This window comes from Bacillus sp. BML-BC051, from assembly GCF_019656175.1.
Classification (GTDB): domain Bacteria; phylum Bacillota; class Bacilli; order Bacillales; family Bacillaceae_G; genus Bacillus_A; species Bacillus_A mobilis.
Map to the genome: position 1 here is coordinate 1 of NZ_BPLI01000089.1, position 11,907 is coordinate 11,907.

Annotated in this window: 11 protein-coding genes and 1 pseudogene; 7 read left to right on the plus strand and 5 right to left on the minus strand. The window is 34.7% G+C overall.

Translation table 11 applies throughout. The features are described 5' to 3' along the window. Both K5S59_RS27470 and K5S59_RS27475 read left to right on the plus strand, forming a co-directional pair. The coding region (locus K5S59_RS27470; RefSeq protein ID WP_220784103.1) for a YrrS family protein at window positions 1-389 on the plus strand (389 nt) is incomplete at its 5' end. A gap of 625 nt (window positions 390-1,014) precedes the next feature. Further along, on the plus strand, window positions 1,015-1,314 hold the full coding sequence (locus tag K5S59_RS27475; RefSeq protein WP_000214796.1) for an ArsR/SmtB family transcription factor: 300 nt from the start codon (window positions 1,015-1,017) through the stop codon (window positions 1,312-1,314). A 43-nt stretch (window positions 1,315-1,357) separates the two neighbouring features. On the opposite strand, the gene K5S59_RS30365 is transcribed toward K5S59_RS27475, so the two are convergent. After that, on the minus strand, window positions 1,358-1,510 hold the full coding sequence (locus K5S59_RS30365; RefSeq protein WP_308444016.1) for a DUF2187 family protein: 153 nt from the start codon (window positions 1,508-1,510) through the stop codon (window positions 1,358-1,360). Between the two features lie 172 nt (window positions 1,511-1,682). On the opposite strand from K5S59_RS30365, the gene K5S59_RS27480 reads away from it, so the two are divergent. From K5S59_RS27480 to K5S59_RS27485, 3 genes and pseudogenes are all read left to right on the plus strand, one after another. Continuing rightward, window positions 1,683-1,925, plus strand: a complete 243-nt coding sequence (locus K5S59_RS27480; RefSeq protein ID WP_000332001.1) for a hypothetical protein — start codon at window positions 1,683-1,685, stop codon at window positions 1,923-1,925. A 507-nt stretch (window positions 1,926-2,432) separates the two neighbouring features. After that, a pseudogene (locus K5S59_RS30370) lies at window positions 2,433-2,803 on the plus strand (MarR family transcriptional regulator). Between the two features lie 219 nt (window positions 2,804-3,022). Next, window positions 3,023-3,901 carry a LysR family transcriptional regulator gene (locus tag K5S59_RS27485; protein WP_120450452.1) on the plus strand — a complete coding sequence of 293 codons (879 nt, stop codon included), beginning with the start codon at window positions 3,023-3,025 and terminating at the stop codon, window positions 3,899-3,901. Between the two features lie 261 nt (window positions 3,902-4,162). Here the strand turns inward: K5S59_RS27485 and K5S59_RS27490 are convergent, their stop codons facing one another. The 4 genes from K5S59_RS27490 to ycaC all read right to left on the minus strand — a co-directional run bounded on the left by K5S59_RS27490 (window position 4,163) and on the right by ycaC (window position 8,066). Further along, the gene (locus tag K5S59_RS27490; RefSeq protein WP_120450450.1) at window positions 4,163-5,998 is read right to left on the minus strand and encodes an amidohydrolase; all 1,836 of its coding nucleotides are present in this window, start codon (window positions 5,996-5,998) and stop codon (window positions 4,163-4,165) included. A 13-nt stretch (window positions 5,999-6,011) separates the two neighbouring features. Beyond that, the gene (locus K5S59_RS27495; protein ID WP_120450448.1) at window positions 6,012-6,605 is read right to left on the minus strand and encodes an antibiotic biosynthesis monooxygenase; all 594 of its coding nucleotides are present in this window, start codon (window positions 6,603-6,605) and stop codon (window positions 6,012-6,014) included. Then, entirely contained in the window at window positions 6,602-7,246 is a 645-nt protein-coding gene (locus K5S59_RS27500; protein ID WP_097843212.1) for a hydrolase, read from the minus strand. The genes K5S59_RS27495 and K5S59_RS27500 overlap by 4 nt, the downstream gene beginning before the upstream one ends. A 175-nt stretch (window positions 7,247-7,421) precedes the next feature. Then, window positions 7,422-8,066 carry an isochorismate family cysteine hydrolase YcaC gene (ycaC, locus tag K5S59_RS27505; protein WP_120450446.1) on the minus strand — a complete coding sequence of 215 codons (645 nt, stop codon included), beginning with the start codon at window positions 8,064-8,066 and terminating at the stop codon, window positions 7,422-7,424. A 507-nt stretch (window positions 8,067-8,573) separates the two neighbouring features. Between ycaC and K5S59_RS27510 the strand changes: the two genes are divergently transcribed. Continuing rightward, complete coding sequence (locus K5S59_RS27510; protein WP_120450445.1) at window positions 8,574-9,410, plus strand: bromoperoxidase; 837 nt, start codon at window positions 8,574-8,576, stop codon at window positions 9,408-9,410. A 490-nt stretch (window positions 9,411-9,900) separates the two neighbouring features. Beyond that, a complete protein-coding gene (locus tag K5S59_RS27515; RefSeq protein WP_120450443.1) occupies window positions 9,901-11,490 on the plus strand; it encodes a bifunctional metallophosphatase/5'-nucleotidase in 1,590 nt (529 codons plus the stop codon). Window positions 11,491-11,907 lie beyond the last annotated feature (417 nt).

Genomic DNA, 11,907 nt, shown 5'->3' on the forward strand with positions numbered 1-11,907 from the left:
AAGAAGCAGCACTGTTAGAAGAGAAACAAAAAGCAGAAAAACCGGTAAAAATGAACGAAAATGAAAATAAAGAGGGAGAAAAAACGGCATCTCAAGAAAAGGGTTCTCAAACTAATCCTTCTTGGAAGCCAATTGGTACAGTGCAAGGAGCAAAACCTGAAATGAAATTTAAAGAAGGAACAGTAGATTGGAGTGAGATGAAACAAGCAATTTCTTATGCTGTTGATGTTCCAGAGAACCAATTGATTTTCGATTTTATTGGGAATAATGGTGATAATAAAGCCTACGGTAATGTACGAGATAAGCAAAGTAATAAAAAATATAAGGTTGATATTGATTGGGTAGAGAATCAGGGGTGGAAACCAGCATCTGTTCAAGTGTTGAAATAAATAATAGAAATGTAATCATGTGTTTAAAAGTTTACTTTTGTAAAAACTCACAAAAGAGTCCGTATCAATCAGGACTCTTTTTGTTATGTTGACAGCATTAATTACTTGGACTCATTTGTTAGATCATGATGCGGACCAACTTTGATAACCAATAAAGTCTCATCTCGTGTGAGCGTTCATCTATTAACCAAAGAACAACAAAAAAACGATTACAGGATTAAGTTGTACAAGAAAATAGAAAGGAAAGAAATATTCTCCTCGTAGTAAACGACTTAATAGTATCAATCTTTATATGACCAACACTCCTGCACCTAGAGAAAACAATGAAAAGCTCAAGGAAAGAAAGCAACAAAGATAGAAGGGAAACACAAAGCAGAAAAATCGGTAGTTACATGTGAATGATTTGAAAAATCTTCATTATAAATTTAGGCTAACTTCACATAGAGCACATATTAATATTTTATTATTTATATGTAATGAAAGAATAAATAAAGTGAATTGTATTTCGTTCTGTTTTTTAAAAATTAAAATTCCCTTATTTTTATATAAAGGTTTTGCATCGGAGTTTTAAATATTTTGAAAATAGATCAAAATAAAAGGAGTTCATATAAAAGGGGAATGTCCTATGACAACATATACAAGTGAAATGAGAAAAAGTTTAGTTTCAGAAGAAGATGTAGATATTTTAAAAATTATGGCGCATCCAATCCGCTTACAAATTGTAAATGAATTAAGTACGAGAAAAACGTGTAATGTAACACAATTAACAGAATTACTGAATATTCCACAATCGACAGTTTCACAACATTTATCAAAAATGAAGGGTAAAGTGTTACGAGCTGAGCGAAAAGGTTTAGAAATTTATTATCATATTCATAATTTAAAAGCGAGTAAGATTGTAAGTGTTTTAGGATATATAAACTAATGAAGTATTTTCATATAAAATAGCCGCTGCTGGTGAGAAGGGGCTATTTTGTGTTGCTTTGTGTATTTACATTTGAAATTGTATAGTTTTTATGATTTACAATGGTTCGATTAAATTCAAAAGTACCACCGCTTCCTACAATCATATCCCATAATAATAGTTCCTCCTTTTTAGATAAGGGGGGATTAGAGCTCATTTCATGGACTATAACAGGTTCACTTTACCTTGTGTTTTTAAGGATGAATTGAGCGGGTATCTGTAAAAATAGAAAAAACATCTTAATGCGCTTTTATTTAAAATTTTTTTGTGTCATTAGCCCATTTTACTACATAGCTTATTATAAATTGTTTTAGGAAGGGGTATAAGTAATGGCATATACTTTAAATGATATTTGTATCGATGTGTGTCTTATAGTTACGTTTACTCCGAGTGGTGGCGTAGAATCAATTGTAAGTGGTGGAGAAGAGTGTGGATCTAGTCCTAGTATAGTGATTAATTCTGATGGCTCAATTACTATTACATTACCATTAGTAGCTTGTTTAGCCCTCGTATTAAATGATGACTTAAGTGTTGGGACATCATTAACAAGCTTGTCTTTTAAAACTTCTTAAGTGAGGTACTAATTTTATCCCGCGTTAACGGACAGTAAAACTCCCACCTCAAAATTCAGTTGGAGCAAAGAAGTTAGGTGGGAGATCAACTGTCCATAAACGTTCGATTGGTGAGGGCTGATAATCAGTGGGGGGGGAACAAAACCCCCACTGATTAAAGTTTCACTTTATATGAAAAATTAGAGCTCTCCTTTTTGTAGGAGGGCTTTAATCTTTGTTTAAAAACTATATCATATACATAGGCAGACTCATCATCTGAAATTTGTTCCGATTCAATTTAGAATATGACAAAAGAGAACTTGCGTTAGAAGGCAAGCTCTCTTTAAAAGAAATAACGTAATTGAGATACTTATATAGTAACAATTGTTTTCTTCTAATTCCATATGTCTTATGTTGAGAAATAAATTATAAGTGGCTTAATAACGCTAAACTGAATTATTGACATAATATTTTGACGATAATATAATAAGTCTCGAATTCAAGATAACTTGTAAAGGATTGGGAATTATGAGCGTGATTAACGATGAGAGCCTATCTTTAAAGTTATTTGTTATATTATGAAGGGAATTACAGTCAATCACTAAATGTATTGCAAAGGATATAAAAAATTATGGACTTAATCCAACTGAATTTGCAGTGCGTGAGCTATTATACAGTAAAAGTGATCAGTCTATACAAAAACTTGGAGACAAAATATTACTTGCAAGTAGTAGTATCACGTATGCGTCAAATATTTCAGAAGGTATTGAATTAATGGACACTATTTTTCCTCAGCATAAAGGGGGGATTCAGCAAATATTTGATAGTTTGGACTATATGGAGAAAAAATGATAATTAAAGAGTTGAAAAAGTTAGGATGTTACACACAGAAATTGTAAGTTTTTAGAGGTTGTTTCTGTTTAGTAATATCCTAATTAAATATAAATTAAATAAATAGGAGGAAAAATTAATAAATAGTAGTAATTTTATTGTAATGCAAAAGAAAGAAATTATGTAATTGCAATTGATATAGTAAGAAAGATAGTTGTTATGTTAACAATATACATATCGTCCTTTTCATTATAAATCTTTCATAAAGCGGAGAGTGGGTATCAAGAATGGAATTACGTCATTTAGAGTATTTTATTCAAGTTTGTAATAATAATAGTTTTACTAAAGCTGCGGAAGTTCTAGGTATTTCACAGCCGACTTTAAGTCAACAAATCCGTGTGTTAGAAGGTGAACTTGATACACCTTTGTTTCATCGAGTTGGAAGAGGTATCAAAATGACAGAAGCGGGTAAGCTGCTATTTGATAAAGGAAAATTTATCATGCAACAATTTGATGACGTTTATAATGAAATTTTTGAATTAAAGGGTGTAAAAAGAGGTGTAATTACTATAGGAGGTTTATTAGAGGATCTCACTTATTTAACACCTTATATTATGAAGTTTCAACAACATTATCCCAATATCGTAGTAAAAATTGTAGAATCCGAAGTTGCCGTGAATCAAATCGTTGATAAAAATATTGATATAGGCATCACACGTAGTGCTCAAATTCCAGACACATTAACAAGCACCCTTTTGTATAGCGAAGAGCTTGTCCTTGTCATTCCAAAAAATCATCCTTTGAATGAAACATCATTTGTTTCTTTTCGAGAATTAGTAGGACTGAGTAGAATAATGGTTTCATGTAGCTGTCGTGAATCTATTAAAATATATTGTGAGAGTTTAGGGTTATTTTTATCTGAAGCAAATATAGAAACAAAATCTTCTATTTCTCTATTGAGCCTTGTATATAATGGACATGGGGTTGCCATAATACCTCTTTCGCTGGTTGACTTTGTTAATAATGATACCTTGAGCATAGTTCGTATTATTGATCCGACACCAAGGCAAGATATTAATCTTATTCACTTTGACGATAAATTTTTAAGTTTTGCAGCACGCATCTTTATGCAGAAGTTACATGATCCTGAAAAAGTATTAGTATAATAGAAATAATAATGATTATAGTGTGAGAATTAAAAATGATACATAAATCTTGGGATAAGACCTAGATTACAGTCAAAGGGCAAGTAGATTTATATGTGTGGTATAGTTGCTTCAAATGGGAATACCAGTGACTTTTACTTAAAGGAAAAAGGGCAGACTTTACAAGGAGAGAAGGCTGTGAAAAAAAAGTCAAGTTAATCCATCAACTCTTCGGTCTTATCGCATAAAGAAAACCACCGGCATTATACCGGTGGTTTTGACTTAGAAAGCAAAGCAAGTACAACCAATACCCCATCTAGTTCCATCTTTTCCTATTACGGTATGAGTGTGTTGATGGAGAGGGTTACTACAACTATGTAACTTGTTATCATGGGAATCGTGGGAAAGTATAGTGTTGGCTAGGTTAGCACCACCATAACCGTAAACGCCCGTCGGTGACCAATCAGGTGATGCTGGCGGCAATTCAGGTGATAAATTTTTAAATTCATCATTTCCATAAACAACCTGTCCACCCATAATGGTGAGTAATGATTCAAGGTTTTTGATTTCTTCTTCTGGCACAGTAAAATAGTCAGCAGACAATACAGCAAGATCAGCAAACTGACCTACTGCCAGGGTTCCCTTTTTACCTTCATCATCAGAGAACCACGCACTTCCTTTTGAATATAATTCCAGGGCTACTTTTCTATCAAGTTTATTTTTTTCATCGTATATGGAAAGCCCACCAATGGTTTTTCCGGCAACCATCCAGTAAAGGGCAACCCAAGGGTTATAGCTGGAAACCCTAGTTGCATCACTACCGGCGCCAACAGGTATACCAAGGTCTAACATACGATAAATCGGAGGAGTACGCTTTGCGGCTTCCTTTCCGTATAAATCAACAAAGTATTCACCTTGAAAAGCCATGCGGTCTTGGATGGCAATACCGCCATTTAAAGCCTTAACACGTTCCATACTACGATCTGAGATTGTTTCTGCATGGTCAAACCACCATCGTAGACCATTAAAAGGAATTTCACTGTTAACTTCCTCAAATACATTTAAGAAACGTGTGATTGACTCATCATAAGTTGCATGTAAACGGAAGGGCCAACGGTTTTCCACCAATAGAGAAATTACTTTCTTTAAGTCAGCTTCCATCATCGTAGCTAGTTCAGGCCGTGGCATTTGAAATTTTTCAAAATCGGCTGCTGAGAATACTAACATCTCTCCGGCACCATTCATTTTATACTTATCAGTTCCTTGACCTGGAGAAACAATTTTGGCCCATGAAGCAAAGTCTTCATATTCATGATTAGGATTTTGCGTAAATAGATTATAAGCAATACGCAAAGTTAATTGTTCCTTCTCGGCTAAATGTTCAACAATTTTGTAATCATCAGGATAATTTTGGAATCCGCCACCTGCGTCAATAGCACTTGTAATACCTAATCTATTTAATTCGCGCATAAAATGGCGAGTTGAATTAATCTGGTCGTCAAAATTAAGTGCTGGTGCTTTACCCAAACTTGAATAAAGAATAGAAGCGTTAGGATTCGCAATTAAAAGGCCCGTTGGATTACCTCGTTTATCCCGCTCAATTAAGCAGCCTGGAGGGTCTGGTGTATCTTTTGTATATCCCAGTGCATGCAGCCCAGCACGATTTACAAGTGCTCTATCGTAAAGATGTAGCACAAAGACAGGTGTATCTTCAGAAACGGCATTAATTTCTTCCAAAGTTGGCAACCGTCTCTCTCTAAATTGAAATTCAGACCAACCTCCAACTACCCTTACCCACTGAGGAGCAGGTGTACGCCTTGCCTGTTCTTTGAGCATTTCAAGAGCAATAAAAAGTGATGGCACGCCTTCCCAACGTAATTCCATATTATAATGTAGACCACCACGAATAACGTGTATATGAGAGTCATTCAGGCCTGGAATAGCTCTCTTTCTTTTAAGGTCTATTTTTTTTGTTTTTTCTGTGGCACTATTAAGAATCTCATCTCCGCCTACTGCAGTTATTAAACCATCAGTTATGGCGATAGCAGATACCTCAGGCTGAGAAGGGTCAAGGGTAGTAATTTTTCCGTTATATAAGATCATATCCGGTAAAGTCATGTTCACACCTCGTCTACTTTCTATTATTTTGTAACCATGGATGAAATAATTTACCGAAAATCGGCATGACTACCCATGATAGCAAGGACACTATACATACAGAAACGAAAAAAGCGGACATAATAGGATTCATATGTTTTATAATAGGTCCTATCACTTTAGGAACTAACATGCTAAGAGGCCATACACCCAGAAGGGTAACGATAGACATTTTCCATTTTGGCGGTGGAACTGGCGTTTTCGGAGTAACAAACCAATAGGCCAAACTGCTTTCAGTTTTGTAACTCGGATTAGTAGCTTGAAATTGTTCTGCCGTTTTTAACAAATCTCGGCGAATGTCTGATTCTTGCCAAACACGTAGATGCTCATACGTATCAAAGCGAAAAATAACAGTATACTCTCTGGATTCTTTATTTGGGACTATTAGATTTACACCTAAATGCCCTGGGAATTTAGTAGCGGCAGCTTCGATTTCATGTCTCCATGTTTCAAACTTTTTTTCTTTCCCTTGTTGAATTTCCCATGTAACAATCGTTGTTACTGGATCAGCAGCATCCATCGTGTTCTCTGTATAAGTCTCTTCGACAGCTACGCCTTCTTGTTTCATATTTTCCTGCTTGGAAGCGCGCCGTGCACCATAGTATATGCGTATTCTACTCCTTGACCATAAGCGCCAGTGTGCTCCTTTACAATTTCCATTACAGCATCATAAGTGTCTTTGTGTGCCCAGTCACGTTGGTATTCAAGTAAAACTTGTATTGCTGTCACTGGAATTGCACCAGCTTGTTCTACACGACGCATAGCAGCGTTATGTGCTGTCAGACTAGTACCACCTGAAGCATCATCAACTGCATACACTTCATAGCCAGCTTTAATTGCTTCAAGTACAGGGAATGCAAGGCAAACTTCAGTCCAAAGTGCTGCAAATATTAATTTCTTTCTACCTGTTGCTTTAACTGCTTCAACAAATTTTGGATCTTCCCAAGAGTTCATTGAACTGCGTTCTATAATTTCATGGTTTGGGAATATATCAAGAATTTGTGGCCAAAAATAACCAGAAAAGCTGCGTGTCTCAACTGTAGTAAGAATAGTAGGTACGTTAAAAGTTTTTGCTGATTTAGCAAGTATCATAACGTTATTAATCAATGTTTGTCTATCAATACTTGCAACTCCAAAAGTCATTTGAGGCTGAAAATCAATTAAAATTAAGGCACTGTTCTCCGGATTTAATAATTCTAAATTACTCATAATAAAACGCTCCTTTTTTAATTGTTTAAAATTATTTATTGAAAGGAATGTATCTTCTGTCAATTAAAGCCCTGCTATACTTTTTAATGTAAAATTTAGTGCCGATTTAATCAGCACTAAATCTATACTATCTACTCTAAAAAAAGTAATTTAAAGCTATTTCTTTGGAATATATTTATGCATTTTGTTTACTAAGATCGCGCTGAGCTCCTAAATAGCTTCCAATTATATTTTGATAACCTGGAAGATTACTAGCAAGTAAATTGCCAAAACCTTTAACATCGTTGCGCCAATCGCGTTGTAATTCGCAAGCTACACTAAACCAGTTCATAAGTTGTACGCCATTATGTGCCATACGCGTATTGGCAGCATCTGCAACTTGTTTGCTGAAAGTTCCTGAAGCATCAGTAACAGCAAATACTTCATATCCAGCTTTTATAGCGGAAAGTGCCGGGAAAGCAACACAAACGTCCGTAACTACGCCCGCGATGATAAGTTGTTTTTTTCCAGTTTCTTCGATTGCTTTTACAAAATCATCATTATCCCATGCGTTAATTTGTCCAGGTCGAGCTATTTTTTGTGCGTGAGGAAAGAGATCAACCAATTCTTGCATTAAAGGTCCATTAGGTCCGTTTTCAAAGCTAGTTGTTAAAATAACTGGTAAATCAAAAAACTTAGCAGTGTGAGCAAGAGCTAAAACATTGTTCTTAAATTCATCAACACCATAGTCACGTACTAGTCCGGACATAAGACCAGTTTGATGATCTACTAAAAGCACGACAGCATCATCTTTGTTAATACGAGAATAGAGATCAGTCATTATGTATTCCTCCTAAAAATTAAGTAATCGAAGAAATTTTAAACAGTGGAATATTATCCTGAATTTCTTCGTTTGTTACGATTAGTTTGTAACTAAACTGACAGTTACTATGAGTTATAGCAGCATTCACGGAACATGAAGCGCTATACAAATTTATAGTATTTGAAAACGAATTAGTTAATCAATTCTAAATTATCTATAGTTTGTATAGGTGGTAACTATAGTTATTTTCACTATAAAATGAATTGGTTTTACCTATACATTCTATAGATAGAACGATATTGATAGTCTTCTATTTTTGTTATTAGAATTGAATAGGAGGAATGTTCAGCAAATACTTCGTGATGAAAAAGGTATGAGATGGGGAACTGTTCCATAAACAGAAAATGAATTCATTGGAACGATAGAGTTTCATGCTTAGCGTTCACAATACAAATGCGTATAAATAGGTTATGAGATTCATCCGAATTATTGAAGAAAAGGATACATATTAAAGGAGGTAGGACAATGGCAAAAATTACTGTAGGAATCGAAAATCAAGCACCAATTGAAATATATTATGAGGATCATGGCATAGGAAAACCAGTTGTACTCATTCATGGTTGGCCGTTAAGTGGTCGATCTTGGGAATACCAAGTTCCCGCTCTTGTTGAGGCTGGATACAGAGTTATAACATATGATCGTCGAGGCTTTGGAAAATCATCTCAGCCGTGGGAAGGGTATGAATATGATACCTTTACTTCTGATTTACATCAACTATTAGAACATTTAGAGCTTCAAAATGTCACACTTGTTGGTTTTTCTATGGGTGGAGGCGAGGTAGCTCGGTACATTAGTACGTATGGAACAGATCGTATTGAAAAGGCTGTTTTTGCTGGAGCAGTTCCTCCATATTTATACAAATCAGAGGATCATCCTGAGGGGCCATTAGATGATGCTACAATTGAAGCATTCAAAAGTGGTGTGATAAATGACCGTCTTGCATTTCTTGATGAATTTACTAAGGGATTTTTCGCGGCTGGTAATCGAACAGATTTAGTTAGTGAGCCATTCCGTTTATATAATTGGGATATTGCAGCCAGTGCATCACCTAAAGGAACGCTTGATTGTATTACCGCCTTTAGTAAGACAGATTTTAGAAAAGACTTGGAGCAGTTTAATATACCTACCCTTGTTATTCATGGTGATTCAGATGCAACTGTACCATTTGAATATAGTGGGAAATTAACACATGAAGCAATTCCTAATTCTAAAGTAACGTTAATAAAGGGTGGTCCACATGGGCTAAATGCAACGCATGCCAAAGAATTTAATGAAGCACTCCTATTATTTTTAAAGGACTGATTACAACTATATAATTGTTAATTGATAAATTATAAACAAGTTAAAATAAAGCTTTATAAAAGATGCTCTTGGATAAATCCAGGGGCATCTTTTTAAATAGTGATATTGAGATGTTAGGTTGATAAATCTTTATTAGTTTCGAATTGAATATTCTTCTTAACAGCTAACATGTATGGATTAGCTTTTTTTAGGCCTCTTAGGTGGATTGCTATATTACTATTAAGATAATATTTTGTGTAGTGAATTTTCTTAAGTTGAGTGGGGGCCTTTATATCCTAAGTAAAAAGTGTAGGTTTAAGCCTACAAATATTCATCTCCCACTAAAAGTTGCCGTTTTACACTTTCGCGTTTTGAGGGAGAAATACTTTGTCAGAAAACAATAAAATCTTATTAATTTTTATAATTGGTAGAATTTTTATGGAAATAATCCTCTTAATATATTAAAATAACATTGTATTATGTCAGATTTTAATTAGGGGAGAGAAATTTTATGTTGAAAAAAATCATTCCAGTTGCTTTAGCAATAAGTACAGTTACTTTTACTAGTGTATTTGCTGCGCCTTCAGTACAAGCGAGTACAGAACCAAACCGCTACATAGATGTACAAATGCTCGGTATTAACGATTTTCATGGGCAACTAGACACTGTAAAAAAAATTAACAATAAAGATGCAGGGGGAATTGAGTATTTAGGGGCTTATTTACGTGATCGTGAAAAACAAAATCCGAATACATTAAAGGTACATGCTGGCGATGTTGTTGGAGCAAGTACTCCTGTTTCAGCATTATTACAAGACGAACCTACGATTGAATTTCTAAATGATTTGAAATTCGATGTTGGAACTATAGGAAATCATGAATTTGATGAGGGTGTTGCGGAAATGAACCGCCTTATTTATGGTGGATACCATGAGAAAACAGGGAATTTTAAAGGAGCAAAATTCCCATACGTTGCCGCAAATTTCTATAATAAATCCACTGGTCGTTTATTTTTACCACCATTCACTATAAAAAAGGTACAAGGGGTTCCTGTTGGATTTATCGGAGTTGTAACAACGGATGTTCCTAACCTTGTTATGCCTACTATGCTAAACAATGTAGAAATTACAGATGAAGTTGAAGCTATTAACAAATCCGTAAAGCAATTAAAAAAACTAGGCGTTAAATCTATCGTTGTTCTTGCACATAACGGGGGGACAACAGATGGGAACGGCGTAACAAATGGTGATATTGTCCGATTAGCAAATGAGACTGATCCAGAAGTCGATGTTATTTTTGGTGGGCATAGCCACACTTATGTAAATGGAACTGTTAATAATAAACTTGTCGTACAAGCAAATTCTTATGGTATGGCTTTTGCTGATGTTGATGTAAAGATTGATCGTAAAACACAAGATATTGTTGAGAAAAAAGCAGAAATTGTTACAACTTACCATGAAGGCATGGAGCCTGATAAAAAAATAAAGAGGAAGATGGAGAAATATCAAGCAAAAATCGCACCTCTTGTTAATGAAGTTGTAGGTAAGTCTAGTGCCCCACTAGATCGCAAACTCAATACGGCTGGTGAATCTACTCTTGGAAATTTAGTTGCTGATGCCCAGCGTGCAACAATGCAATCCCAAATTGCACTTATGAATCCTGGTGGTATTCGTAATGACTTAGATGCTGGTGATATTACATGGGGAGAGATATATGGTATTCAACCATTCGGAAATCAATTAATAAAAGTAAATTTAACAGGCCAAGACATTCGTGATATTTTAAATCAACAATGGCAAAAAGACATAACAAGAATGCTTCAAATTTCAGGGATCCAATACACTTGGGATGCGAACAAGCCTAATGGAGAAAAAGTAACAAGTATTCGCTTAACAAATGGAGAAGAAATTATTCCTTCTAAAACTTACAGCGTCGTTGCTAACGCATTTTTAGCTTCAGGTGGAGATGGATTTGTATCCTTTAAAAACGGGAAAGATGCTGAAACAGGCCCAACTGATTTTGAAGCATTAGTAGATTATATAAAAAAATCAAAAGAACCAATTCAATCTGTTATTGATGGAAGAATTCAAAAAATAAATTAGATTTTTATTAGTCTCAAAAACAAATAGATTACCTGTACGCTAACTTTTTCGTGTGCAGGTAATCTATTTTTTATGGGCTTGAAATAAAGTCTTACTGTGGCCAAATGTGTATACCGTCTAGATGCAGAGTGCCGAAAACAATGGAGTAGACAAAAAATAATCCCTAAATTAACTCTATGATGAAGAGACTACAAATAATTAAAATTTGGAACTTCATATTAGCCCAATATTAACTACACTACAATGGATTGAAGTTCATGTAGTTTTATATTCGTATGAGGGAATTAAGGATTTCTTAAGAACCTATTAAGAAATAAGTGAGTTTTAGGAATTAGAATAAATGTATCTTAATGATAATAAGAGAGGTAATGGTTTAAACGGTAGTCCTTATAGTATGTCAAAAATTAATAAATTAGT

Coding starts and splice junctions, on each gene's coding strand:
- ycaC (WP_120450446.1), bottom strand. CDS start 8,066: ATGACTGATCTCTATTCTCGTATTAACAAAGATGATGCTGTCGTGCTT.
- K5S59_RS27515 (WP_120450443.1), top strand. CDS start 9,901: ATGTTGAAAAAAATCATTCCAGTTGCTTTAGCAATAAGTACAGTTACT.
- K5S59_RS27510 (WP_120450445.1), top strand. CDS start 8,574: ATGGCAAAAATTACTGTAGGAATCGAAAATCAAGCACCAATTGAAATA.
- K5S59_RS27480 (WP_000332001.1), top strand. CDS start 1,683: ATGGCATATACTTTAAATGATATTTGTATCGATGTGTGTCTTATAGTT.
- K5S59_RS27500 (WP_097843212.1), bottom strand. CDS start 7,246: ATGAGTAATTTAGAATTATTAAATCCGGAGAACAGTGCCTTAATTTTA.
- K5S59_RS27495 (WP_120450448.1), bottom strand. CDS start 6,605: ATGAAACAAGAAGGCGTAGCTGTCGAAGAGACTTATACAGAGAACACG.
- K5S59_RS27475 (WP_000214796.1), top strand. CDS start 1,015: ATGACAACATATACAAGTGAAATGAGAAAAAGTTTAGTTTCAGAAGAA.
- K5S59_RS30365 (WP_308444016.1), bottom strand. CDS start 1,510: ATGAGCTCTAATCCCCCCTTATCTAAAAAGGAGGAACTATTATTATGG.
- K5S59_RS27490 (WP_120450450.1), bottom strand. CDS start 5,998: ATGACTTTACCGGATATGATCTTATATAACGGAAAAATTACTACCCTT.
- K5S59_RS27485 (WP_120450452.1), top strand. CDS start 3,023: ATGGAATTACGTCATTTAGAGTATTTTATTCAAGTTTGTAATAATAAT.